The organism is Lysinibacillus sp. G01H (assembly GCF_028872195.1).
GTDB lineage: Bacteria > Bacillota > Bacilli > Bacillales_A > Planococcaceae > Lysinibacillus > Lysinibacillus capsici.
Genome location: NZ_CP118397.1, coordinates 2,356,606 through 2,382,785 on the forward strand (window position 1 = coordinate 2,356,606; position 26,180 = coordinate 2,382,785).

The 26,180-nt window shown below is 36.7% G+C and carries 26 protein-coding genes and 1 pseudogene; 4 read left to right on the forward strand and 23 right to left on the reverse strand.

Features of this window, described 5'->3' with window-relative positions; translation table 11 throughout:
• Positions 1-7: 7 nt before the first annotated feature.
• Complete coding sequence (locus PSR12_RS11935; protein ID WP_274769002.1) at positions 8-2,164, reverse strand: ATP-dependent helicase; 2,157 nt, start codon at positions 2,162-2,164, stop codon at positions 8-10.
• Between the two features lie 179 nt (positions 2,165-2,343).
• A complete protein-coding gene (locus tag PSR12_RS11940) occupies positions 2,344-2,793 on the reverse strand; it encodes a GNAT family N-acetyltransferase (RefSeq protein ID WP_221683316.1) in 450 nt (149 codons plus the stop codon).
• A 385-nt stretch (positions 2,794-3,178) separates the two neighbouring features.
• On the opposite strand from PSR12_RS11940, the gene PSR12_RS11945 reads away from it, so the two are divergent.
• On the forward strand, positions 3,179-3,328 hold the full coding sequence (locus PSR12_RS11945; protein ID WP_016992948.1) for a hypothetical protein: 150 nt from the start codon (positions 3,179-3,181) through the stop codon (positions 3,326-3,328).
• 97 nt (positions 3,329-3,425) lie between these two features.
• Here PSR12_RS11945 and PSR12_RS11950 read toward each other — a convergent pair whose 3' ends face one another.
• From PSR12_RS11950 to PSR12_RS11965, 4 genes are all read right to left on the reverse strand, one after another.
• The gene (locus PSR12_RS11950; RefSeq protein ID WP_221683317.1) at positions 3,426-4,244 is read right to left on the reverse strand and encodes an SPL family radical SAM protein; all 819 of its coding nucleotides are present in this window, start codon (positions 4,242-4,244) and stop codon (positions 3,426-3,428) included.
• 30 nt (positions 4,245-4,274) lie between these two features.
• A complete protein-coding gene (gene adaB / locus PSR12_RS11955) occupies positions 4,275-4,808 on the reverse strand; it encodes a methylated-DNA--[protein]-cysteine S-methyltransferase (protein WP_274773472.1) in 534 nt (177 codons plus the stop codon).
• Positions 4,792-5,412, reverse strand: a complete 621-nt coding sequence (locus PSR12_RS11960; RefSeq protein WP_221683318.1) for a bifunctional transcriptional activator/DNA repair enzyme AdaA — start codon at positions 5,410-5,412, stop codon at positions 4,792-4,794. The genes adaB and PSR12_RS11960 overlap by 17 nt, the downstream gene beginning before the upstream one ends.
• Before the next feature lie 85 nt (positions 5,413-5,497).
• Positions 5,498-6,211 carry a 2OG-Fe(II) oxygenase gene (locus PSR12_RS11965; RefSeq protein ID WP_274769005.1) on the reverse strand — a complete coding sequence of 238 codons (714 nt, stop codon included), beginning with the start codon at positions 6,209-6,211 and terminating at the stop codon, positions 5,498-5,500.
• Between the two features lie 162 nt (positions 6,212-6,373).
• On the opposite strand from PSR12_RS11965, the gene PSR12_RS11970 reads away from it, so the two are divergent.
• Positions 6,374-7,285 carry a DNA glycosylase gene (locus PSR12_RS11970; protein WP_274769007.1) on the forward strand — a complete coding sequence of 304 codons (912 nt, stop codon included), beginning with the start codon at positions 6,374-6,376 and terminating at the stop codon, positions 7,283-7,285.
• Between the two features lie 125 nt (positions 7,286-7,410).
• On the opposite strand, the gene PSR12_RS11975 is transcribed toward PSR12_RS11970, so the two are convergent.
• Positions 7,411-8,292 (reverse strand): LysR family transcriptional regulator, encoded by an 882-nt coding sequence (locus PSR12_RS11975; RefSeq protein ID WP_274769009.1) that lies wholly within the window; start codon positions 8,290-8,292, stop codon positions 7,411-7,413.
• Between the two features lie 126 nt (positions 8,293-8,418).
• Between PSR12_RS11975 and PSR12_RS11980 the strand changes: the two genes are divergently transcribed.
• The gene (locus PSR12_RS11980) at positions 8,419-9,318 is read left to right on the forward strand and encodes a PhzF family phenazine biosynthesis protein (RefSeq protein WP_274769010.1); all 900 of its coding nucleotides are present in this window, start codon (positions 8,419-8,421) and stop codon (positions 9,316-9,318) included.
• A 447-nt stretch (positions 9,319-9,765) separates the two neighbouring features.
• On the opposite strand, the pseudogene PSR12_RS11985 reads toward PSR12_RS11980, so the two are convergent.
• From PSR12_RS11985 to PSR12_RS12015, 7 genes and pseudogenes are all read right to left on the reverse strand, one after another.
• Positions 9,766-10,250, reverse strand: a pseudogene (locus PSR12_RS11985) (Type 1 glutamine amidotransferase-like domain-containing protein); the annotation flags it as partial.
• Between the two features lie 256 nt (positions 10,251-10,506).
• The gene (locus PSR12_RS11990) at positions 10,507-11,793 is read right to left on the reverse strand and encodes an ATP-binding protein (RefSeq protein WP_274769012.1); all 1,287 of its coding nucleotides are present in this window, start codon (positions 11,791-11,793) and stop codon (positions 10,507-10,509) included.
• Positions 11,786-12,697, reverse strand: coding sequence for a tetratricopeptide repeat protein (locus PSR12_RS11995; protein WP_274769014.1), 912 nt, complete (start codon positions 12,695-12,697; stop codon positions 11,786-11,788). The genes PSR12_RS11990 and PSR12_RS11995 overlap by 8 nt, the downstream gene beginning before the upstream one ends.
• Positions 12,698-12,716: 19 nt before the next feature.
• A complete protein-coding gene (locus PSR12_RS12000; protein WP_274769016.1) occupies positions 12,717-13,169 on the reverse strand; it encodes a hypothetical protein in 453 nt (150 codons plus the stop codon).
• A gap of 37 nt (positions 13,170-13,206) precedes the next feature.
• Positions 13,207-14,085 carry a tetratricopeptide repeat protein gene (locus PSR12_RS12005; RefSeq protein ID WP_274769017.1) on the reverse strand — a complete coding sequence of 293 codons (879 nt, stop codon included), beginning with the start codon at positions 14,083-14,085 and terminating at the stop codon, positions 13,207-13,209.
• Positions 14,086-14,102: 17 nt separating this feature from the next.
• On the reverse strand, positions 14,103-14,537 hold the full coding sequence (locus tag PSR12_RS12010) for a hypothetical protein (RefSeq protein ID WP_274769019.1): 435 nt from the start codon (positions 14,535-14,537) through the stop codon (positions 14,103-14,105).
• 591 nt (positions 14,538-15,128) lie between these two features.
• The gene (locus tag PSR12_RS12015; RefSeq protein WP_274769021.1) at positions 15,129-16,013 is read right to left on the reverse strand and encodes a LysR family transcriptional regulator; all 885 of its coding nucleotides are present in this window, start codon (positions 16,011-16,013) and stop codon (positions 15,129-15,131) included.
• Positions 16,014-16,117: 104 nt separating this feature from the next.
• Here PSR12_RS12015 and PSR12_RS12020 point away from each other — a divergent pair, with 104 nt between their 5' ends.
• Entirely contained in the window at positions 16,118-16,885 is a 768-nt protein-coding gene (locus PSR12_RS12020) for a sulfite exporter TauE/SafE family protein (protein WP_274769023.1), read from the forward strand.
• A gap of 125 nt (positions 16,886-17,010) precedes the next feature.
• Here the strand turns inward: PSR12_RS12020 and PSR12_RS12025 are convergent, their stop codons facing one another.
• From PSR12_RS12025 to PSR12_RS12065, 9 genes are all read right to left on the reverse strand, one after another.
• Complete coding sequence (locus PSR12_RS12025; RefSeq protein WP_274769025.1) at positions 17,011-17,763, reverse strand: SDR family NAD(P)-dependent oxidoreductase; 753 nt, start codon at positions 17,761-17,763, stop codon at positions 17,011-17,013.
• A gap of 80 nt (positions 17,764-17,843) precedes the next feature.
• The gene (locus PSR12_RS12030; RefSeq protein WP_274769027.1) at positions 17,844-18,140 is read right to left on the reverse strand and encodes a 3-isopropylmalate dehydrogenase; all 297 of its coding nucleotides are present in this window, start codon (positions 18,138-18,140) and stop codon (positions 17,844-17,846) included.
• Positions 18,141-18,196: 56 nt separating this feature from the next.
• On the reverse strand, positions 18,197-18,712 hold the full coding sequence (locus PSR12_RS12035; RefSeq protein WP_274769029.1) for a hypothetical protein: 516 nt from the start codon (positions 18,710-18,712) through the stop codon (positions 18,197-18,199).
• A 167-nt stretch (positions 18,713-18,879) separates the two neighbouring features.
• Positions 18,880-20,136: a DUF4179 domain-containing protein gene (locus tag PSR12_RS12040; RefSeq protein ID WP_274769030.1), complete on the reverse strand. Its 1,257-nt coding sequence runs from the start codon at positions 20,134-20,136 to the stop codon at positions 18,880-18,882.
• Positions 20,133-20,633: a sigma-70 family RNA polymerase sigma factor gene (locus PSR12_RS12045; RefSeq protein WP_257522229.1), complete on the reverse strand. Its 501-nt coding sequence runs from the start codon at positions 20,631-20,633 to the stop codon at positions 20,133-20,135. Before PSR12_RS12045 ends, PSR12_RS12040 begins: the two co-directional genes overlap by 4 nt.
• A gap of 169 nt (positions 20,634-20,802) precedes the next feature.
• The gene (locus PSR12_RS12050; RefSeq protein WP_274769031.1) at positions 20,803-21,165 is read right to left on the reverse strand and encodes a hypothetical protein; all 363 of its coding nucleotides are present in this window, start codon (positions 21,163-21,165) and stop codon (positions 20,803-20,805) included.
• Between the two features lie 41 nt (positions 21,166-21,206).
• Complete coding sequence (pdxR, locus tag PSR12_RS12055; protein ID WP_274769032.1) at positions 21,207-22,646, reverse strand: MocR-like pyridoxine biosynthesis transcription factor PdxR; 1,440 nt, start codon at positions 22,644-22,646, stop codon at positions 21,207-21,209.
• Positions 22,647-22,779: 133 nt separating this feature from the next.
• The gene (gene hemL / locus PSR12_RS12060; protein WP_274773474.1) at positions 22,780-24,072 is read right to left on the reverse strand and encodes a glutamate-1-semialdehyde 2,1-aminomutase; all 1,293 of its coding nucleotides are present in this window, start codon (positions 24,070-24,072) and stop codon (positions 22,780-22,782) included.
• 26 nt (positions 24,073-24,098) lie between these two features.
• Positions 24,099-25,325: a benzoate/H(+) symporter BenE family transporter gene (locus PSR12_RS12065; protein WP_274769034.1), complete on the reverse strand. Its 1,227-nt coding sequence runs from the start codon at positions 25,323-25,325 to the stop codon at positions 24,099-24,101.
• Positions 25,326-26,180 lie beyond the last annotated feature (855 nt).

Genomic DNA, 26,180 nt, shown 5'->3' on the forward strand with positions numbered 1-26,180 from the left:
CGCTGCATTAATCTTCCACCGCTTCTAAATAGCCTTGCTGTAAACATGTATCCGTCATAAACTGCTTTATCCCTGCATCAAAGGACAATTTGATCGTGCTACTTGTGACATCCAAAATTTCGCCTTCTCCAAACATCACATGCCTCACCTTTGAGCCCACGATTAACGCTGACTCCGTTGTAATTGTCCGATCATTACGGTATTGCTTCAATGCTTTCCTCGGACTTTTCGACGCTTTCTTTGGTAATTCCTGAGGTGGGACGATTTGCTTTAACTCCTTCATGAATATTGATGGCACCACACTTGCTTTAAAACGCTTGCTGTACGAAATTAATTCCAAATGGCGAATTGCACGGGTGATACCGACATAAAAGAGCCTTGTTTCTTCCTCTATTGCTTCTTCCGTCTCACTAGGTAAAACCCCATCAATTAAGTCAATCAAATACACACGATCAAATTCCAAGCCTTTTGAACTGTGTAAGGTTGTTAATGTAATGGCATTCATTTCATTTTTCAGATGAGATGTACGTGCTAAATTTTCAAGGTACTTCAAACGACCCGCAAATTCAGTCATCGTCGACGTATGGCGAGCAATTAGTCCAAGTACATCCACAATATCTAGTAAATTTTCATAATTAAAACCGAGATCCTCGCTCATTTTCTTTAAGGCACGCTCATAACCAAAATCATAACGGATATGCTCTAGCATGGCTGTTGGTGTTGTTTGATCAAATTGAATGCTATCATACGTTTGGCGAATTCGCTTAATATATTCAGGCTGATAATCCTTTAGCTCCACATGCTCTAATAAAAGTGTGAATACACAGCCATCCTCTGGCACTTTCTGTAGTGCCTTTAATTGCGTTGGTGTAATATAAGCATTCATTTTTCTGTAAACTTTTTCAAATATCGAGATATTTTTTGTATTGTACGCTAGACGCATGAAGTTCATAATATCCTCCACGACCCAATGCGTAAAAAAGCGTATGGTGGAATCCTTCATATAGAAAGGCAGGCCCGCTCTATCTAACGCGTCCATAAGTGGGATGGCTGACGTATTATTTCGATATAAAACAGCCGTTGAGCCATGCTTAGACAAGCTTTTTAACTGATTCACTACATATTTGGCCTGTAAGCTGTAATTCTCTAGGATTTTAAACGAGATTGGCTCTGCTGCAGGATTTTGCGTAAACATTTGTTTGTTATATCGCTTTTTATTGCGCTGAATGAACAGATTGGCTGGCGCTACAATCGAGGCAGATGAACGATAGTTTTGTGTCATTAGTAAAACTTGTGCGTCTGGATAAATCTTTTGGAAAGTCAATAAATAATCTGGCTCTGCACCACGCCAGCTATAAATAGCCTGATCCTCATCAGCAACAACGCATAAATTTTGATGGACTGAGACGAGCTTCTCGATGATCGCGTGTTGAACTGGCGATGTATCCTGACTTTCATCCGTTAAATAAAAATCGTATCGACGCTGATATTGCGCCAACACCTCTCGATTTTTCGTAAAAATATCATTCGCCATTAACAGCATATCGTCAAAATCAATAAGCAAACGATCGCAACCTGTGCGTTTATATTCCTCATATCGCTGCAAAATCTCGACTTTTTTTGGCACCTTTACTTCTGCCATTGCCCATTCCTGTTCTGGCAACATTTTATTTTTGATGAACGTTATGTACGTCAGTAGCTCTTCTAACTGATCTTCAGTAATTTTCAAGCCATTTAATTGTTCAAAAATCTCACGAAGCACTCGTTTTTTTGACATAACACCAGGCTTGTCCGCTTCTTCCATAATCCCATACGAAATGCCCTGACGTTCAAGTGTCTGCCGCACCACTTGAAATGCTAAACTATGAATCGTCGAGAAATCAACTGGTGGCAAATGTGGAAAAAACTTTGCAAAACGTGCCCTCATATCATTTGCTGATGCCTTACTAAACGTAACAGCCTTAATGCGAGCAGGCTTGACACCAAGCATCTCGATCATATAGCCAATACGCATAATAATCGTTGTCGTTTTTCCTGAACCAGGAGATGCCAATAGTAGCAACGGTCCATTCGTTTGCAATACGGCCTGCTTCTGCACATCATTTAGATAAACGCCAAGTGAACGCTCCTTTTCTTCAAAAAATGCTTTTTGCGCTCCATTCATATCAATTACTCCGTTCTAAAAAAATCTATTTTCTATTATACCAGATGATACTGATTAACCTCCTAAGATCATTAAAAGAGATTGTTTGCCTCTTCATCATTTTTAAATCTTTTCAAAAACAAAAAAGCGTATATACAAAATCTGTACAACGCTTTTTAGTAACTCGTTAGTTATATCTTTTATTTGGCTATCCATTCATATTGAATATCAGCTAAATTTTCTTCATTTTCATGACCTCTACCTATAATTTTAAATCCTTGTTTTTCATAAAATCGTTGAGCATTTTCATTGACCTCAAATGTGTATAAAGTTAATCGCCCATTTGCTTGAGCTTTTACTTTATCTAGTAATGTATGCCCTATGCCCATCCCTTGATAGTCAACATGAATATATAGTTGGCTTATTTCCTCTTCGTTATAGGCAATCATTCCAACTACGTTTTCATCCATTAACGCTAAATCGATGTGAAACTGTTCAGCTAATAGATGATTTAAGAAATATACATGACTTTCAAAGGTGTGAATTTCTTTCTGACCAATCGCCTTTTCCTTACTATCTCGCCACATAGCAACTGTTTGTTCAGCGTATTGGGGGTTATATTGCGTAATAATTATTTTGTGTTGGTCCACTACGATGCCTCCTTAAGTGCTATTCGTTGTTTGCGAATTACCATTCTACACAACTTCGGATACCGTTTAATTGGTTATTGAAAAATATAGGACATTCCTGTATGCATCAAATTATATAGGAATGATTTATCTTGGATATATGTAGAAAATCCTTTTGTGCATATAGGTTTTACTATCCCCAAAGTCATTCACATCGACTACAATAATTATTTTCTCGACTTGTCAATGTCGTGATTCAAATCTACCCCTAGTTTGAACCGTATGCCACTTTTCCAGTTATAGGTACTTCTTCATAAAGTAAAGCACATTACTTGAAGAATTAATTGTAAGTTCTACGGATAAAAAAACATCTTCCACTCACACTAATGGTGGAGGTGAGATGAAAATGGGAAATAATAAACATAAAAATAATAAAACGCAAGACAACAAAAAACAGCAGAATCAAAATCAAAATGCTAACAATGAACGTAAAAACAGAGAAGAGTTTGCTGAAGAAGTAGATTTCAGTCAAATTCAAAATGAAAACAAACGTTAATAATATTATCATGTAAAAAAACCCTAATACTCACTTCAGTAAAGAAGGGTATTGGGGCTATTTTTATAATACATCTTTTGCACTTTACTCACTATTTTTACGGCTCAAACCCAGTCTGGCTTATATAAACATGATCTTCTGGAAAGATTTCAATAAATCGGTTATATACTTTTTTTATTACATCTGGTCCATACCATTCTTCTAAACCAAGTTGGTCATATTTTTTCCCAATCTCCAGTTTTCTTGTGCGTTTTCCACCACTGCCATCTCCCATGAAGTAGTCATCTATACATATTCGATCGACGAGTTGCTTCAATTTCAAAGGAAAATATTCTCCACTTGGTAAAATGGGAGCGATAGCAACTTGGGTCGGTATGTCCGCAGCTGCTAATTTTTCCAATGTCTTAAAACGCGCCTGGATTGGAGGTGCCATTGGCGTAAAATGTTTACGTATCGTTTCCGAATCTGTCTCAATTGTCATACTTACCCGCACTTTATCTTTAAATTGTCGCAGTAAATCAATATCTCGACTGACAAGTGGACTTCTCGTCTGTACAAATAAAAAGTCAGGGAGATCCTCTAGCATAATTTCTAGTAAAGATCGCGTCACTTTTTCCTTATGCTCTATTGGCTGATACGGGTCTGTACTTGAAGACATAAAAATGGTTACTGGCCCTTTGGCTTTGGCACGATGAAGCTCCTTTTTTAATACATTCGCTGCACCGTTTTTAACATCTACCCAACTTCCCCATTCCCCTTCTCGAAAAAGAGATACAGGCATTTGACGTACATAGCAATAGGAACATCCAAATGAACAGCCTGTATAAGGATTGAGTGAATGCGTATAGCCAGAAAGAAAGCCAGTCCCTTTATTCAGAATGGTTTTTGGATTTTTATAAAGGATTTCACATTTCATACGGAACCCCCATTCCATGTACGGTAAGTATTACGCATTGCTAGACGAACCTCGCTTTTCAAGGTCCAAAAGCAATTTTTTCATTGCTAATCCGCCCCGATAGCCTGTTAAAGAGCCATTCTTTCCTGTTACACGATGGCACGGTACAGTAAGTAACACTGGATTAGCCCCAATAGCCGCTCCCACAGCACGAACAGCTGCTGGTTTATTTATAGCATGGGCAATGTCTGAATAGGATTTCGTCTGCCCATAAGGAATTTCACAAAGTGCTTGCCAGACTGCTAGTTGAAATGGCGTACCTTTGTACTCCAATGGGACAGTAAAGGTTTTCCTCTTTCCTGCTAGATATTGAATGATTTCATTGACATAGGGTTCAAGCTTTTCCTCATCTTCAACAAGAGGACTTTCTGGAAAGCGTTTCTTCGCCCATTCAACCATTTCCTCGAATGGTTTGTTCTGTGAACCTACAAACACAAGGCCCTTGGAGGTAGCAGCAATATAAAAATGCCAATCCTCAAACTCGAGTAAAGACCAATAAAGGGTTGGTTTATTGTTTGTTTCCATCATTTATTTCCTCCATTTTTCTCATTTGACGAAATTGCGCTGGGGTCTGACCTGTTTTCTTTTTAAATAAAGTAATAAAATAGGGCGCATTCGCCATACCCACACATATGGCAATATCGCCTATTGCTTTATTCGTCTGCATCAAATACTTTTTAGCCGCGTGTACGCGAACTTGTTGTATATACTCAACGGGCGTCATGCCTTTAATCTTTTTAAATGTTCGATGCATATGATAGGGACTCCCATGACAAATCATTGCTAGTGATTCTAGTGTTAATTTTTCAGTGAAGTTTTGATCAATGTATGCTGTGATAACATCAACCCACTCGCTATCAGGCAAATTTTCATTAGTAGGCTTGCAACGTTTACAAGGGCGAAAATTTGCGCGGAGTGCTTGTTCTGCGGTTGCAAAAATACATACATTCTCTTTTTTCGGAACGCGAGACTTACAGGATGGTTTACAGAATATCCCTGTTGACTTGACAGCATAAAAAAATTGATTGTTGTACGCTGTATCATTCGTGATAATAGCTTGCCACTTTTCATCTGTCATCATTTCTACATTATTTAAAATTTTATTTTCATCATTCATAGGCTCATGCATTTATCTCACCTCTCCTTACAATATACTCCCTAAAAATTCACCATGTACAATTCTGGATATGGAATAGCAAGATATTGAAGTTTTTTTATTTAGAATCGTGAAAAATGATGCCAAGACCGTATCGTTCTCCAGCAGTAATCGTACTTACTCCATGACGAACTGTATGTTTATAATATCCCCTTTTACCTTGAGCAGGTCTATGGTTCGTAGGAAAGATCAGCGCACTGCCACGATCTAACGTAATGACATGTCCCCTACTCTGAGCACGTGGAATTTGTTCCACTAGGAGTGATTCTCCACCAAAAAAGTCTTGTTCACGTTGATTTAATACAAATACTACTTGAAACGGGAAGAAGATATCGCCATATAAATCTTGATGCAAACAATTAAAGCCACCTGTTTCATACTTTAAGAGTAAAGGTGTCGGTCTAGTTTGTTCATTTTCTTCACAGGTGTTCAAAAAATCTTGAAGCTGAGCTGGAAACTGTGCTGTTTTCTTTAAATAACCTAACCATCGATTGGCTGTTTTGGCCAATTCTTGATAAAAGGATTCTCTTAAACTTTGGATAATTTCAGGCAATGGATAGGAAAAATATTTGTATTCCCCCTCCCCAAAGCGATACCTCGTCATATTAATGGTCGTTCTATATGGCTCTTCCGTACCATACAACCCTATTAAGAATTCACATTCCTCTTTTGTTAAGATCGCTGGAAGCTTTGCAAATCCTTGCTTATCTAGTTCCTGTTGAATGGAATCCCAATCTAGGCTTTCGACACGTGTTTGAATATCTTGGACCATCTTTATTCCCTCCTTAGCCTTCTTAATAACTAACACTATAACCTCATCAATAGAAAAAAATAAGGAGTTTAGAATGTAATAGCAAGATAACAAAATGAGTAAAGCTACTTTTATGCTAAAGTAAACTAACAAACTGTGTATGTTGAAAAGGAGAATAAAAAAGTGATATGGCATGACGTTGATGATGTGATGATGATTACCTTACCAGAAAATTTTGATATGAATGCGAATCTAGGCTATTTAACAAGAGAAAAAAATGAATGCATGTATGAAATAGAGAACGATATCATCATAAAAATGATAGCCATTGGAGAAATGCAGTCTTTAGTACAGATAAGCGTAATTGATAATCAACAAATGGTTGTTCAATTCCTAAATGATTCTAGACCTATTGAGAAGTGGGAGCGGCAAGAAATTGTAACATATATTCAAGAATGGTTTGATCTTGATAACGATTTAACGCCATTTTATGAAATGGCAAATACAGATCCATTACTTAAAATACCTGCGCAAAAATACTCTGGATTACGAGTTATCGGCATTCCCGATTTATTTGAAGCATTATGCTGGGGCGTTTTAGGGCAACAAATTAACCTAGCCTTTGCCTACACTTTAAAGAGACAATTTGTAGAAAGCTTTGGCGATTCTATCGAATGGAATGGTAAAAAGTATTGGATATTCCCTCCGTACGAACGAATTGCACAGTTAACACCTACTGACCTAGCAGCTATTAAAATGACAGTTAAAAAAAGTGAATATATTATTGGCATTGCAAGACTAATGGCAAACGGAGATTTATCGAAGAAACAATTAAAGAAAATGGATTTTAAAGAGGCAGAAAAAAGCTTAATCAAAATACGAGGAATCGGACCTTGGACAGCCAACTACGTGCTAATGCGCTGCCTAAGGTTTCAGACAGCTTTTCCAATCGATGATGTGGGTCTGATTAATTCAATAAAATCATTACGTAATATGAACCGAAAGCCTACGAAAGAGGAAATCTTAGAGCTATCAGAACCATGGAAAAACTGGGAATCCTACGCTACCTTCTATTTATGGCGTGTTCTTTACTAAATATCATCGCCCTGATGTGAGCATGTCTTGAAAAATGAATCAAAACATGCTCTTATGTAGGTACATATTATTCTTCTACAAAAGCACAATAATGCTGAACAATCATAATGGACATAGAACTCTTATTATAGCTGTAATTCTTTAATACAATCCATGGTTGTTTTTATAAACTCTTTGACAGCGGGAAGGGATTGCTTCTTTGAGCGAGTAATAATGCTTATTTCTCGGAAAGGTTCGGGTAAGAGAGGTTTTACAATGGTACCTTCTAAATTAAAGGGTAAAGCTAGTTCTGGTATGATTGTAATGCCTAATCCCTCACATACCATTGCAATGATTGTTTGATTTTCTTCCACATTAAACTGTATGTTTGGGGATACCTCATGTTTCTGTAAAAACTTCTTAACACTTACTTCACATCCTAGCTGGGGCATAATAAAAGCCTCCCCTTGAAGATCTTCCGCTTTTATTTGTTCATTTATGGCAAGTTGATGATGAATCGGTACGATTGCTACTAATCGATCTCTTACTATGGTAATAGCCTCCAAATGATCCATAGGGTTACTTAAAGATGTAAAACCTATATCCACTTTCCCCTCTTCTACCCAACGTGTAATTTGGTCATAGCTCCCCTCATAAAAATTGATTTCAATTCCCTTAAACTCTCCTTTAAACCTTGATATGATCGTTGGCAACACTTTTGAGGCGAAACTTGAAAAGCTACCAATATTTATTTTTCCGTTTTGTATTCCTAAAATAGAAGCGGCTTCTTGTTTAATGCTTTCTGCTTCGGATAAGATGTTTCTCATATTGTTGATGATGCGTTCTCCACTATCTGTTAATGAGATGCCATTTCTTCCTCTATTCAAAAGTTTAATGCCGAGTTCTGACTCTAATGAAGCGATATTATGGCTTATGCCCGATTGTGTCATCGCCAATATTTCTCCTGCTTTTGTGAAATTCCCAATATCGACTACTTTGACGAATATTTCTATTTGCAAAAGGTTCACAAGCTAACCTCCGTATAAGATTTAACTTTCCATTCAACTTCCTCATGTTGATGATCAAAAACATGAATTTTACTTATCAATTCTATCATAATACAATAATCTTAGAATGAAGGAGGAGATATAACAATGAAAAAAGTGGTAGAGTTTTTTTATGTTGATGCATTCACCACAGAAACGTTTGGAGGAAATCCAGCTGGCATTATACCTCATGCAGAAAATTTAACAGATGAGGAAATGCTAAACATAGCCAATGAATTAAACCTTTCGGAAACGGCCTTTCTTTTACCATCAACAAATGACAATGCAGATTATCAAATAAAATATTTTACTCCTACAAAAGAAGTTGACTTTTGCGGTCACGCTACGTTAGGTACAGCATGGTTAATGGCTAGTAAGTACAATTGGATTGATAAGGACGAGAAAATAATCTTTGAATCAAACATTGGACTCATTCCTGTAAAATGGATTACGGAAAACAATCACTTAACGAGCGTGTCCATGACTCAAGTACGTCCCCATGTAAAAAGTATAGACATTCGCCCTGAAGTCGTTGCTGACCTTGTGGGTATAGAGGAAACGGACATTGATGATCGATACCCGATAAAAGTAGCGAACACAGGGGTCCCACATCTTATGGTTCCCGTTAAAACACGTCAAGCAATTGATCAAGCAGAACCTAAATTAAATGAGCTTAAAAAGATGAACAATCATTTTAACATATCAACCACTCACCTCTTTACCTTTGACACAAATGGGGAATTTGATATTTATACAAGAGATTTTTGCCCAAATATAGGGATCGATGAAGATCCAGTTACAGGGGCAGCAAACGGTGCATTAGGTGGTTATTTATATCTAGAAAATATACTAGCTCCACAAGAAAAACATCAATTAGTAATTGGGCAGGGACATACGATTAATAGACCTGGGACTCTTTATGTCACGATTACACCTGATGGGGAGAACGCTGTTATTGAAGTAGCAGGAGCAGCAGTTGTTTCAATAGAGGGAAAAATATTTGTATAAAGATCGATTTTACTTATAGCTAAAATACTTATACATGCTATACTTTCTGAATTTTTCGTACTTTAAAGAGGCTGTATATGTCATTATCAATACAATCAAACATAAAATAAATTTCTCTAAATTCTTCACTAAAGGGAAATTTAGAGAAGTTTTATTTTGAGGTGGAAACAACAATTTTAAAGTCATAGAAGGTACTTAAAATCATTGCTAATAATGTCAATGCGTTACTATGGTATACGCTCTACAATTTCCGCCTTTGAAGCCCTAGCATGGTTGAACAAAAATTACATTTAATGACAAAAACTAAATCTTGTTGCTTTAAAATAAAGTTTGATCAAAACACGCTCTTCATATTTCCAATTGACTCACTTTTATTAAAAAGTTTATTTGCTCCAGAAGCTTTCCATAAAGAAATAAATTCAGTTAAGCTATAGCCATACTCCACAACTAGAGTGTCTCCTCTAGTTTCTGAATTTTTGAGTGGGAAATTAAATATACATTGCCTAAAATGTCGATTTTGCCTCCCTTTGCACGTACAGCGCAATCTTTATTCGACGCATAAATATTCATTTCTTCCGATAAGGGAGACAGTTCGTCTTGCACCAAGTCTATGTTATTTTCAAGACAAAATGAGACAGGACAGAAAAAGTGTCAAGACCGATTCCGTCATATAAAGAGCTTATTTCAACTTTATAGCCAAAGTTTTTCGAGCATAACCATTTAGAGGACATGTTGATTGCTCCAGCGCTTGCCCTCATCACAACGGCTCTGCTTTTTTTAATCAAATCCAACAATTCATAATCCTTCAAAAACCCATTTTGATTAAGCGTATTTCCACCCAACAAAAAAATGACTGAAGTATTTTGAATTAAGGTTTGGGCATCTTCCTTCTGTACGTGATAATTAATTAAATGATATTCATCGAACATTATTTTACATTTTAAATTAAATTCCTTTTTAAAATGATTAATAATGTTTACCTTATTCGTGAAAATATCTATTAGTTCATAAATTTGTAAAGTAGGATCACTTGATAGTTGATAATCTATTCCATAAGTCCACGATGTAGTATAACTTTCGTGTTTCGTGTTGTGTATAGAGTTCACCTAAGTAAAACTTCTAAACTGTGAATGTCTAAAAGGTTTATTTCATGTTTTGTTATCAATAATTTGAGATAGCCATTTTTACTTATATGTACCGTGCATGAGCTCGAAGATATTTTTCTACGTCATTATACAACCCTGATTGATTTGCGTATTTGACATAATTTTTTGCTGTACGTAGCCAATCTAACGTAGAGGGCTGAAGTTCTTGTAGTGCCATTATTAAATCATTAGTATTGATGGGTCTTTCATTACCTGAAAGTAATATTTCTTCCAGCACATTTTCCGTTGCTAATTCCACTACGTTTGCAATGTCTGCACCCGAGAAAAATCGTGTCTTGGCTGCTAGTACAGTTGTATCAATCTTTTCAACTAATCTTCCCTTTAACTTCAAATTAAAAATTTCTGCTCTTGCTTTTTCATCAGGTGGCGCTACAAAGATGAGTCGATCAAATCTACCAGGTCTTTTTAGAGCGCTATCAACATCCCAAGGTGTATTGGTAGCAGCCATCACCAGAACCTCATCATTGTTTGTATCCACACCTTCCATCTCAGTTAGAAACGTATCGATTATGCCACGAACATGGGAGGACGTTTGTGAACGACTCATGCCAATAGTATCTACTTCATCAAAAAACATAATGCTAGGCTTTTGGAAGCGAGCCTTATCAAATATGGCTTTTAAATTCTGTTCACTTACTCCTATATAAGGGTCTAAGATATCTGTAATATGAACGGGATAAAAATTAGCCTTACATTCTCCCGCTGTCGCTTTAGCGATATAAGTTTTCCCACAGCCAGGTGGTCCATAAAGAAGAACGCCACCACCAACTTTTTTACGGAACTTTGCAAACAATCCCTTGTTATAAAAGGGACTAATAATACGTAAGTTGATCGTTTTCTTTAAATCATCAAGACCAGCCACATCTGCAAAAGTCACTGTTTCATTGATTTTTTTTATAGCCTTTTTAGAAGCATCCCCATCAATCACCCTAAACTTTGGTTCAAGGTTTTTTACTTTCCTATCTTCTATCTGTATGTCAGGAATGTTATCTAAATTATCCAGTTCCACTTCTGCTTCTGTGTCTAGACAATTATCTACGATAGCTAATTCAGCCTTATCTTCATCGTCAATTCCAACAGGGCTAGCATCATTTGAAGAGTGTTGAATTTGTAAACTAGCCTTTGTTAATTCCTGAATGATGTCATTTCGTAGCTCATCGTCCGAGCAAAAAGAAAGACCCAATGAATAAGTTTGAACCGCTTCAAGCCAACGATGATGATCAGCTAGTTCTTTGCCGAGCCACAAATACCCCTGTGAATCATTGGGATTTTGATCTACCATTTGTTGTAACCATTTTATTTTATCCATTTTTGTATCTCCTTATTTTTTTTACTACCCGGACAAGAGGACGTGAAATCCATGTATATAGTCCGAATACAAAGAAGCATTGTATAAATAGAGTTGCTGTACTATTAAACTCTAAAACTATTAATGAAATGTAAATGACAATTCCAATCAGCCAGACAACAGCAGGACCGCCTACACGTTCAACGAGGCGATTAGGTATTAAAAGTGGATGTCCTTCCAATTCAAAATCCTCTAACAGAGAAAATATTTTTTTATCCTCAGGGTTAAGCAAAAAGGCCTGCCTAAAGTATTCTTGTGCTTCCTTTTCTTTATTATGAAAGATTGCATGAGCTCCTAGATTTAATAATTTATATAATTCACTATCATTTGAATTCATATATTGCTCCAATGCTAGGACTCGCTGTTTTTTAGAGCTATTAATCCCCTCTAGAATAAAATGTCTACGTACTACATAATCATTTTCAGGAGCCAGTTCTCTTGCTTTATTAATTAATCGTCTTGCTTTTATTCGATGACCCATTATTTTCATTAGAAGCGCATAATCAGCTAGGACTTCTTCATTGTTTGGATTAGATCGTAATGATTTGAGAAAAGCTTCCTCAGCCCTCTTCCAACGCCCTGTTTCCAAATAAATATGTCCAAGTGTATAGTAAACTAATTCTTCACTATAACCTAAACGCAGGGCTTCCTTCAATTCCTCTTCAGATTGATCATATTCTCTCAAAGCCAAATGACTATAACCTAATATAAACCATAATCGACTGTTTTCAATATGATCAGCCAACTGCTCGTGGACAAGTTCAATGGTTTTTGCAAATTTATTTATTTTAACATAGTATTCTATTAATTCAAATGATATCTCTTCGTAATTTTCATTCAATTCAGTGTCTTCATATTTAATCATTCGACTATAAAGCTCCTTTTTAAATTGCTAATAAGAATGCCATGGCGAGATAATCGAAAAACCAAGAAATAATACATGCCAGTATGCCAGGCTTCCATAATAAGGACTCAGTTTGTCCACCAACAGCTAGATGATCTTTATAGGGCTTATTTAAAAAGGCGTAAAAAATAAAATACCCTACCACTGCAATAATTCTTCCAAAAATCTTTATGTGGTTTTCATCAATCGCTAAGATTCCTTGACCAATGACATACACAATCACCAGTTTTCCCGTAATTAATAAACCACTAAGAATTGTTAATATACGGATATATTTTTTTTCAAGTTTTAGCCACTTAGCATTTTGCATACCTAATACTACAATAGCAATAATTCCTCCCACAAAAGCGAAGAAAAATAAATGGCTCACACTATAACTTCGTGTACGATCCTCATTTTCGTTTATTAAACTCGGTTGATAAATATTTTCCATTATCCCTTATTTTCCTCCTTTACAAATTTTGTCTCCCCTATTTAGGACTTTTCCATTTTCTTAAGCCTTTTACAATTGGAATAGATATAAAATAATAGAGTGTTAAAAAGATAGAAAAGCGAAGAAGGTGATTGAGAAAGTACTCGTTGACAAACGTGTCAAGAAGGATACATAGTATAATCCACATCATTAAAACAAAGCCAATTCCGCCTAATCTCTCTACTATACGATTGGGAAGCAAAAGTGGGTGCGTTTTAATTTCCAATGCCTCTAAAGTTGATAAAATTCCTTTATCCTCAGGTTTTATTACAAAGGCTTGGCGATAATATTCTTTAGCTTCCTTAAATCGATTATAAAAGGCAGCACTCCAGCCAAGATGAATTAACTTTGAGAATTTACTATCAGCTGAATTCATATAAAGTGCTAAAGCATAATTGTGCTGCTCCTTTTTTGCAGCCATTGCGGTAAGTAGATAGTGGTGTAAAACGACTGTGCTGTTAGGATCTAATGCTAGAGCTTTTTCTAATAATAAACTGCCTTTTTTTCTATGGCCCGTTATTTTCATCAAAATAGCATATGCTGAATAAATATCCGCATTATTTGGATTATTACGTAATGCTTCCAGAAAAGATTCTTCTGCTTTTTGCCACTTTTCCATTGCCATATAGATGCCGCCTATAAAATAGTAAATTACGCTCTTATCATATCCAAACTGAAATGCTTTATGAAACAGCTCTAAAGCTTCTTTATATTGACCCATGGCATAATGACTGACAGCAAGCTTATACCATAATTCCTTATTTTCCATATCATCAGCAATTCTCTGCTTCACTAAGGGAATAACATTTGTGTATTTTCCAATCGCAAAATAATGTTCAATAAGAGCCATAGGTGTATGTTCTTTTTCACTGTTCATGCACTTGAATTCCTTCCCTAATTAGCTAGGACACCTTCTCTAAGAAAATCATCCATAAAGATGGAAATTAAACAATAGATAATCCCTGTCCAATACAAGGTTTGGGTTTCCCCCACAAATACTAAATGTTCTTTATAAGGCCTTTTTAAAATCACGAAAAAGATAAAATAACTCACTCCAGCCAACAATCGATTGATTAGCACATCCATTTCTGCGGAAAAAGGAAGGCAAACATAAAAGATTATAGTAGCCGTATGGAGAATTACATTTATTACTATCAGTAGTCTGATGTAATGCTTCTCTAGTTTGAGTGCGTTGGCATTTATGAATCCAACGATCGTAATGGCAAGTAGACCTCCAATAAAGGCAACGATGACTAAATTATGTATGCTAAAGCTTTTTGTCCTTCTTACTTTCTTACCAGTTAAGCTTGGTGTATAAAGTGAATGCAAGTATACATAAGCCTCCTTCTATTTATTACCTATCTCATTGACATTTCGTATTATACATTTATTTATCAATAATGGAAACTATTTCTTCAAATGTATGAACAGTTCATTTATTGAAATGCTTTCTGTTAAAATTACTGTTTTCATCGCGAATGTTAGAAACATCTTCATAATAATAAAATATTCGTGTTTAATTCAAAATGGACGGTCTTCAGTCGGTAGTGAAAGCGCATTCCAAAGGGTGAAATAAGAATATTCAGAATTTTTATTTGATAAATAGTTCATTTTTAAACTTTTTTAGCTTTTGATTCTATGTATTCACGTATTTACTTTCCAATCACTGTTTCCAAAGTTTACTTACTTTTTCTAATAAATCGCTACTTGACTCCCCTCCCTAAATAAATACTCAAAATTAGTTATTAGATCAAAATTTCTCATCTTTTTATTCATTACTACCTCTTAGATTTATTTTCAGCATACAAAGGGGAACATCCAAATTTGATGTTCCCTTTTTGTATCTATGCATTTTTAACATTTTGCCTTTTATAAATCAGCATGCTAAATGCTTTTTCTCCATCTAGTCCATCACTTAGGTTACTTTAATGTATGCAAATGGGTGTTTAAAAACTGAATAAATGGTTGCTCAGCTATATCCGATTTACGTGTACATATAAATAAACTTTGCTGAATAGCTGCCTGCTCAACATACACTTGAGCAAGTTTCCCGTTTGCTATACTTTCAGCCACACTATAGGACGGAGCTAAAGTCATGCCGTACCCTGCTTCCACTACTTTGATGGATTCATGTAGGCCCTGCATTTGAAGTCCTAATTTAGGTAATGGTGCATTAAACGTGTAAAATATGGACTCCAATAAATCGAGTGTCGAGCTACCACGTTCCCGATAAATAAAGTCCTCGTTCGATAATTCAAAGATGGTGACCGTTTGATTTGCGAGAGGATGTGACGGATGGACTATAAACCAAAAAGGGATATCCAATACCTTTTCAAATTGTAAATCTTCATGACCAATTTTACTTTGAACGACAAAACCAAAATCTACTTCATAATTCAGAACTTGCTCCTCCACAGATTGAACATTGCCTAACGATACAAAAAATTCAATTTGAGGATGCGCTAGCTTGTATTTAGCTATGATAGGCGGAAGTATATAATTAATGGGGATGTAAGAGGACGCAATATGTATTTTGTCTTCCTTTGCTAAAAACTTCCCAAGCTTCTCATCGATTTGTGCTTCTAAGTAAAATAAACGCATGCCTTGCTCGTATAAAAACTTCCCCTCTGGCGTTAATTGAATTCCACGCCCTTTACCTTCAATCAATTTTGCCCCTATTTCATTCTCTAATTTTCGAATTTGTATGGTAACAGCAGGTTGACTTAGTAGCATACTATTCGCTGCTGCAGTAATTCCCCCAAGCTTGGCTACATTCGTAAAGATCCTCAATGCATGTAAATTCATTCCATTCCAACCTTTCTATCCATAAATAATATTTATGAATAAGCAATAATTATATATTTGTTTTATGTATAGTTTACCAGTAATTTAAGTATTGAGGTGATTGAATGGAAATTTTACTACAGGAATGGTTAACAGTAAAAGGAGTTATTTTATTTACAATTGGTTTACTCGCAGCCATAATAGGCGTTTTATTTGGTGCAGCAGGCTTTATTTTGATGCCTGCATTATTACTCATCGGCATTCCGATTCATACAACGGTTGCTGTTAATAAATTTGCGACAGGTTTATCAGCCCTATCAAATGTTGTTTCGTTTGTCATAAAAGGGCGTCTATCTGTAAAAAAATATTTTTCTTTCATGATTGTTTCTAGTATAGGAGGAGTATTTGGTGCATTATTAGCAATCCTCTTATCGGAACAAATCATGAATGTCGTCGCTTGTATAAGCTTAATTTTCGCATTTCTATTTGTCCTTTGCAGTAGTAAATGGATTGTCAATGATGTAAAAGAAACAGAGGAACAACCTTTGAACAAGCTCATTCCATTTGCAATTTCCATATATGACGGAGGTTTTGGACCAGGTTCAGCACTAATGAATATAACCTATTTCTTGAAAAAACAATACCATTATTTAAAAGCAGTCGAGTTAACAAGAATGCTCTCGTTATCAAGCTGTACAGGTGCTTTTCTCTTTTATTACTTTACTGGCATTGTTAATTGGGAAATTGCTATCCCTGTGTCACTTGGCTCTATTGCTGGCTCTTTCTTAGGTTTAAAGATCATTCATTATATCCAAACAAAATGGATTCAAATTATTTTACCAATCGTTTTTTTGTTCTTAATTGTTCAAGTAGTGTCAGATTTAATAAAATAACCAAACAAATCCTACCTTTTTTGCCCCAAAATTTAAGGACATCTAATGTGGAGCTTGTTTAGAATCCGAAATTTACGACTGTTAGTACATAGACGAGAACAATAATAATTTGCCTATTTTTTTATTTATCTACCGCCACTCACATGTATAATTTCTCCAAGGATGTAATTTGAGGCATCGGCAGAAAGGAAGGCAATTACTTCTGCTATCTCTATAGGCGCTGCAGCTCTTTTAATTGGTACAGCGGAAGCCATCCGTTCAAGCCGATTGTCGCCAGGAGCAAATTTATCGTGAAAGGGTGTCTCTACCATTCCAGGCGCTACCCCGTTCACGATAATTCCATAGTCAATTAATTCTCTGGACATACCAATCGTCATTGTATTGACAGCTCCCTTAGCAGATGCATAATGAATACTTTCCCCTGCTCCACCAATACGTGCAGCTGCAGAAGAGACATTAATAATTTTTCCACATTTCTTCGGAATCATATGTCTTAATACAGCTTGAGAGCATAAGAGCACACTATTGACATTTAGCTTGAATGTTTCTTCCCAGAGCTCTTCACTCATCTCCATAAATGTACTTTGACGGATGCCGCCTCCAGCGTTATTCACTAAAACATCAATTGTGCCGAATGAAGAAATAGCTTGCGCAACCATTGCGTTCACGTCTTCTTTATTCACAATATTCGCTTGAATGGCAATGGCATCTCCACCTTGTTCTTGAATTCGTTGGACAGCTTCGTTGGCACCTTCCACATTTGTATGATAATTGATAATTACTTTAGCCCCGTATTTTGCCACTAGTTCAGCCGTGGCAAAGCCAATCCCAGAGCTTGCACCTGTGATAAGAATAACCTTTCCCGACAAGTTATGCATAGCTTCCCACCTAACGTTTTTAATAGTAATTCGTTAATTCGTTCATAAACAACTCAATGCTCACGCACCACGATGGTTAGTCACATGATTCTACTTCTAGTAAATTTTTGAATGATCGTAACTAAAATCGCTAGAATAAATACAATCAAACTATTAATGAGTAGATAGTAGGCAATGTTTAATCCATAGAATAATGCAAAGGGGTCACGTATAATTAAAAGTGCCAATACGCTTCCTAACCCACCCAATACACCTGCCAGTAGTAAAATGATGAAAGCCGCATTATATAGATTTTTCTTTTTTTTGTAGAATACAAACCCAATCACATTTGCACCAACAATCAAAAAGCCTATCAGTATAAAGAAAAAACCTTCCATTCAACGCCCTCTTTTCAAAACGATTTTGTCATGGGATAGCATTCCTTCCTATTGAATTAAAGTGGCCCACCCTCAAAACCAATAGGCCAACCATTTTCTTTAAATTTCACTTTATACTGAAATTCAAAGTGACCCTCATAAATAAAAGCTAAACTAAAGCCTGAAAATATATAACTATCAAAGTTAGCCATATTTCCAAAGCTTATTGTAGATAAATAATAGCTGTTTATTTCTTGATTAGGAAAAAACTTATGTAAATACTCCAATGCGCAGCTTATATGTAAATGGAGTTCATCGAAAATTCTTTCTGCTAATTCGATGATCCCTACCTCAGGATTTTCATTATTTCCTTGGACAATAATCTCCACATCCTCCCATTCCCCAATATTCATCCTGTATAACCACTGTTCCTGAATAAGATACTTCTCTTTATCGTATACAGGGGGATTAACTATGTTTATTTTTTTGAGATCATCTTTAGTCAACGGTTTTGCAAGAATAAGCTTATTATGCAAAATGTCTTTGATATTAGAGACCATATATTTTGATTTGTTTAATTCTAAAGAGTCCATTTTACACCTCCGTTTAAAGTAAGTTTAACTTAAATTATACCATCATCGCTCTACAACTACCCTACATTGTAAGTTCAAAAAGAAAAAAGAGCTAGCTATGTAACTAATTCCGGAAAATAGCAAAACAGCTATTCAAAAAGGTTCGTCTTTTTGAACAGCTGCTGCATTTATTGCAATGGAATATTTACTTCAATATTTTCCCCAATCGGATGAGGGTAATAGTTTAAATATAGCTTAACTTTTCCATTATATTCTTCAAATTGTGATGTCTCCACTACATACTGCTCGTCTCGTGAAATAGTCAAACTTTTGAATTCTAATGGCGTGCCATCTTCTTTTATGGCGTCAGAGAGCATTAATAATTTGCCTTCATTATTTTTATTCATCTTAACCGCTACACTTTGCTGCACTATTGAAATGTCCCCCTTAAAATAAGTAGGCTTCGTGAGTATCTCTTTTGTGCCAAAATCAACTTCGATAAAATCCTCACCCTTTGGCACAGCTTGAACTGCGCCAATCATAACCGTCAATGACGCTGGATCATCGAAATAATTACTTTGCAAATAGAGTGTAAATTTGCCATCGCGAATATCTCCACCTGTTGAAATGCCATTTCTAATACTATCTCTGCGCTCACCGCTTTCTGTCATGACGGCAACATCATCCAGCGCTAATAGTTGCATTGTATTATCTTTGGCTACCTCAATATCGAGTGCCACTTTTAATGGCGAACGGCGAATTTGTGTAATCGTAAACCTCTGCCCATTGACATCGATCGTACGATTCGCAGTAAAAATTTTCTCCTTTGCGACCTCATTTTTCAGTGAAAACGGTAAAGTAATTTCAATGTTCCCCTTCTCTTCATCATGAAAGTGAAAAACTGCTTTAAAATCCTTTGAAATATAGGCGATAGGCTCTAAAAAATTATATTCCACTGAGGAAGAGATGTATGTTTGATTGCTTGCATTTCTAGTAAACGTACAGCCGCATTCAATCTCCTCATCTCCTTGAAACAATTGAACTTCTTCTAAGTTTAATTTTGAAATATCAAATGAGGCATCAGCGTCATAGAACAGTACAAATCCCGAATTATCGGCAATCACGCCCTGCAATGTAAGGGCTAGACCTTTTCTAGATTGCGTCACATTGATTTCTTCATAGTATTCATGATCTACAATATCTTTTATTCCTTTATCTATTGCAATCGCTGATACAATTGCTTGAAAGCCAGGTATTTTGGCAACTTGGCTAGCAATCGTTGGCGAGACGCGAATTGAAAAGAGAAGGCTTAGGCAAAGCATGGAGATGCATGCAACCGAAACAATGCGCTTCTTTCTTCTTTTTTCTCGTTGAACTTTCCGAAACATGTCCATGCGAACTTGTTGCAGTTTCTCCTTTGGAACGTCAATTAATGATTTACTCATAGCCAGTCCTCCTTTTCTCTAGCAAAGCTTCTAAGCTTCTTTAAAATGTGATGAAGCTTCGATTTTACAGTACCCTCAGGAATTTGATTGAGCTCAGCAATTTCTTTGTTTTTTAGTTGCTGGAAATATTTCATATAGACGAGTTGCTGCTCCGATAAAGATAAATGTTCCAATAATCTCTCCATATCTGAGTAGATGACCCATTCAGATAGGTGGTGTTCCTCAATCTGAACAGTCGGTGGACGTTTTCGTAAATGGTCTTTACAACAATTGATTAAGACGCGTACAAGCCATGTTCTGGCATATTCGTGCTGTTGAACGGTATGCATTTTTTTGAGTGCCTTGTAAACAAGCTCCTGCATCACGTCCATAGCATCTTGCTCATTTTTCATATATGTAAAGGCCATGCGATATAAAATATCCTCATCCATTTCAATCAGTGAAAGTATCGCTTCTTGATCTCCACGTATAGCACGCTTCTCTAATTCAAATTTCATCCTTTTTCGCCTCCTTCTCTCATTAGACTCAACATTGTTGCATTTCGTTCAAAATGTTTTAGAAGTTTTTAGGAAACTGTCATTTCAACACATCTCCCCATTAATAGTAAGAAGCGATTGCTCTAATTGAACAATCGCCTCTTCCTCTTACCCATATGTATTGACAAAATTAAACACCATAATGAATCATCCATTTATCTTGTTTTATTGCTTCAGCTATTTTTTTGATTAATTCTTCAAGTTCTGCAGATTGGTATTCGACATTGGCTTCTCTCACCATATTTAAAAATTGTTTATGAGAGCTCGGTGGTATCAAGGTTATCCCAAAATAGGCGAGACTTTTAAATGGCCTATTTGTGGTGTGTGCAAAAGTTTCGAGTTGATGTATTTTTTTGCCAAAATTCTTTGAAAGCAGTTCATCAAAGAGGTCACCATCTACACCGATGCAATTGTATTTTTCAGGTTCATAAGCAGCATACTCCTTGTCTTTTTCTATACAAGCAATGATCCCAAACTCATGAATGTATGGCAATAGTATCGCAACCTCCAATTCCCTTTATGCCCGGCTAATGATTACGTTTCTTGCAAGAGGATCTTTGCAAGACGAAAAATGCCTTCCTCAATGGCTTGCTCATCAATTTTAGCAAAGCCTAGAACCCATCCTTTTCGATTATTTTCTAAGCAATACTTACTAAGTGGATAAACACGTATCCCATTTTCGAGTGCGAGGTTTGTCATTGCTTCTTCATCAAACGATTCTTCCGCTTCAAGAAGCATATGCAAACCCGTTTCAATGCCACTTAGCTTGAAACGTTCGGCTAGTCCTGTTGCCATGATTGCCTTTGTCATCGCTTCATGTCTACGTCGATAGACATTTCTGGCTCTCCTCATATGACGCATAAAATGACCGTGCTCAATAAAATGAGCAAGCGTTAATTGCTCCATAATGGGAAGATGCCGATAGGTTAATTGTTGTACTTGTGCAAGCTGGCGAATGGCATCTTTTGGGCCGATAACTGCCGATATTCGTATGCCAGGAGCAACCATTTTAGAAAAACTCATCATATATAATGTGTTGTGGGGTTGTTGGCTAAACAAGGTAGGAAGCGGGCCACCTCGATACCTAAACTCACCATCATAATCATCTTCTACAATCCAAAATTGATTTTTCGCAGATTTTTGCAGCAATTGTTGTTTGCGTGGCTCAGACATTATGACACCCACTGCACATTGGTGCGAAGGTGTAACAAAAATAAGCTTGGTTTGTGGATCAATCTGCTCTACTTGTACGCCATACTCATCCACGGGCACAGCGACAACATTCATACGCCTATATTTCATGGTCATCCAGGCTGCAGGAAAGCCAGGATCTTCAACAGAAACCGTTTCTCCTTCCTTTAGAAGGGCTTGGGCAATCAGATCGATGCTATGCTGCGCGCCAGAGGTTAAGATGATTTGGTCAATCTCTACATGTACCCCTCTTTCAAATGTCAGGTAACGTTGAATCTGTTCACGGAGCGGTGTGAAACCGTAGGCATCGCCATAGCCCCAATTGGTCAGATCTGTTTCTGCTGAAGCCTGTAAAAACGATTGTCGCCAAGTTTTTCGGAAATGCTCGTCCAAATACGGCTCATGGGGACAAAAATCGATTGCGACGTTTCCAATTTCTTTGCCTCTAAACCAACTGTTTAATTCATCAACTGCCACGTTTAATAAAGGTAATGTTGGCGTAGATGGTCCTTGAGGAATCACCTCTTCTGCCAAGTTGGTTTTAAATCCCCATTCACTTACTCTTGTTCCTCCACGCCAATTTGTCACGGTATACCCTCGACTAAATAATTCCTCATAAACAATTTGTATGGTTGAGCGTGAAACACCTACTAATAAGGCGAGTTCTCGGGATGGAGGAAGTAACTCCCCTGGTGGCCATTTGCCTGTTGTAATATGATGAATAGCTTGGTCAAGTAACTGTTGCCATATAGGATTTTTATCGTCTCGGTTAACTTGTAACATTCAATTCACCTCCAGTTAGAATAGAGATTGTTAAAATATGCGAAAATTAATAGTTTTGTACAGTCAATAATTATTATACTATCAAATCGATCATTTTATAGATATAGGATGTTTGTAGTATACCTTGCATTATCTAATTACATGATAGCATCCTTTTAAAGGCTACATCTGCAGCATGAATCGTTCTATCAATATCATGTATGGAATGAGCAGTCGAGATAAATATGCTTTCATATTGAGAAGGAGGTAGAAGTATACCCTGTTTAAGCATTTCTTTATAAAAACGGCGAAACATCTCAGCATCTATTTTTTGAGCATCATCAAAATTTTGTAAGGGATGATCGATGAATGCGTATCCAATCATTGTTCCAGCTTTCGTTGTTTTAAGTGGAATATGATAGTTATGAGCTACTTTTGATAAGCCTTGTATAAGCCGATCTGCTAACGCTTCGATATACGTATAACTGTTATGATTTAATTTATTGATTGTGGTATACCCCGCTACCATAGCGATGGGATTACCCGATAAGGTTCCAGCCTGATAAATACTACCTTCAGGTGCAATGTGATTCATGATTTCTTTTCTTCCACCATATGCCCCAACAGGCATTCCTCCACCAATGATCTTTCCTAAACATGTTAAGTCTGGTTTTATGTTATAAAGCCCTTGAGCAGAGTGGTAATCTATACGAAAACCAGTCATGACCTCATCGAGTATAAATAGGCCACCATATTTTGTAGTGAAAGAACGTATTGCTTGAAGAAATTCAGGGTTAGCTGGTATTCCCGCCATATTGCCTGCAAACGGTTCTACGATAACTCCTGCAATTTGTGAGCCATATTTATCAAATATCGTTTTCAGGACTTCGATATTATTATAAGGAATGGAGATTGTATGCTTAGTGATCTCTAAAGGTACACCCAGACTATCAGGAAGGCTGAATGTAGCAATTCCTGAGCCTGCCTTTACTAATAGATGATCACTGTGCCCATGATAGTTTCCATCAAATTTCACAATGATGTCTTTGCCAGTAAAGCCTCTAGCTAGTCTAATGGCGCTCATTGTTGCTTCTGTACCCGAATTAACCATTCGAATCTTCTCTATGGAAGGTATGCGAGTAGATATTAATGTGGCTAGCTTATTTTCTTGTAAAGTTGGCAATCCAAAACTTGTCCCCCTCTGGATGGCTTCAAGAAGTGCATCTGAAACCTCCTTATCTGCATGTCCATGAATTAATGGGCCCCAAGATAGCACATAATCTATATAGCTATTGCCATCAATATCATATATGTTTGAGCCTTTCCCATGACTCATAAAAATTGGCTCCATCCCAACTGATTGAAATGCTCTCACTGGGCTATTTACCCCACCAGGCATAAGCTTTTTTGCTATTTCGAAGGCTTCTATTGATTTCGTCGTATCGATGTTAAAAACCACCTTTCGTAGTGATATTATCTTTGTCTAATTTGTTGTCCCTCATTTATGCTTTGCTGTTTTCTGAGCAATGGAACATTCATTAATAAATGTGCGCCCAAACCTGCTACAAGCCCCCAAAATGCCCCGCCAACTCCAAGTAAAGTAACATTTGCGGCTGTTGCCAAAAAAGTAATGAGTGCTGTTTCACGCCCAATTGGATTTGTTAATGCATTGGCAAGACTACTACCAATTGTACCTAGCAACGCTAATCCCGCTAATGTTGCAATGAACGTAGCTGGGAGAATTAAAAACAATGCAGCCAATGTTACCCCAAAAATACCGACAATTATATAAAAAATGCCACAGACAATACCTGCAATATAACGTTTTCTTGAATCCTCATGAGCGTCCTTCCCCGTACAGATGGCTGCTGTAATTGCTGCTACGTTAAAAGCATGTGATCCAAAGGGGGCTGTCAGGAGTGATCCCAATCCTGTTACAATCAAAATCGGATTGGCACTCGTTTTAAATCCATCATTTCGCAACACTAGCATGCCTGGCATGTACTGTCCTGTTAAGGTAATAATAAAAAGCGGCAAAGCCACACCCAATAATGCATGTAGAGAAAACGTTGGCGCAACAAATACAGGAGAGGCGAAGGCCAACTCGATATGGCTGAAATCTACCTGCCCCATACTTATTAAATAAATCAAGCCAATGACTAGAATACCGACAATCGCATAGCGAGATGTAAACCTTCTTAATACGATATACGTAGTAAACAGGACGATAACAAGTAAAGGTTCCACTTTCGCACCACCAAAGGCTGAAATACCAAATTGTAATAAAATACCTGCCAATAAACCTGAAGCAATGCCTGGCGGAATGAGTTGGACAAAACGTTCGAACATGCCTGATAAACCTAACAAAACAATTGCTATTGCAGAAATAATATAAGCACCAATGGCTTCAGCATACGGGGTAACCGCTAAAGCCGAAACAAGAAACGCTACGCCTGGTGTTGACCAAGCTGTAATAATGGGTTCACGGTATCGGTAACTTAGCCAGATACCCGTTACCCCCACACCAATGGAAATCGACCATATCCATGATGCAGTCATTTCTGGACTTAGACCAGCAACCTTGGCAGCCTGAAACACCAAGATAAAAGTGCCCCCATAGTTAACTAAGACAGATATAAAAGCAGCGATGGTGGGCGACAGGAAATCACGCACATTCAGTGAAACGGATGTTGAGTTCATACACTTTCCTACCTTTCTACAAATTATTTTAATCCCTTCTTCATACTAGGAATTCATCACGTATTCTCGTCCTTTAAGGACTGTTTCCTTCCTTTGTGGAATGTCGTTTTCCTATTGTCATTAGCCCTCTTTATGTAATGTGTCATTCCATAAATTTCAATTTGCTTGATCCCAAGTAACGCTTTACTTGCCGCTATCTAATAAAATGTCAATCTACCTGAACTAAACAGAAGTAGCACTCCCCCTCCTTGCTAATAAATGAACGGTCTTAGCATAACGTAATACGGATTGATAAAAAACATCCAAAATTGCGAATTTTAGCAGTCCATAAAATTAGGTACAATAAAATAACCACTATCCCTATATTGTAGTTTTATAAATATGACTAATCGTTAAAAACAAAGATTGTTCATTCATATTAAGTTTGATAAAAAAATCCTGTGTTGAAATGCAGGATTTTTTTGTCAACAAACGGGCCATTTAATAGAATAAAATACAATAATTATTGGACGCGAAGATTGTGAAGATTACTTAAACTAATGGTGCAGGTTAGTTGAAGTACCATCTCCTTTTTATATTGGAACTTTCATCTAAATACAAACGTTAAACTTATAAATTCTCTACTGTTATTAATAGTTTTGTGAAATAGAAAGGGGACTTTTATGAAATCCAATCTTTTGGTGTGGGTATTTTTTCTTCCTTTATTCTTATTTTTCAGTTTAATGCTATATATTGAAGTTTCAATTTATTCAGCTTTGCCTCCAGAACTAGGTGGAAGGGGTTTTTGGGTGGAATTTAAGAATGCTTGGTATCGTTCAATTTGGTTTTATGCAATAATATTGTTATTTTCCTTCT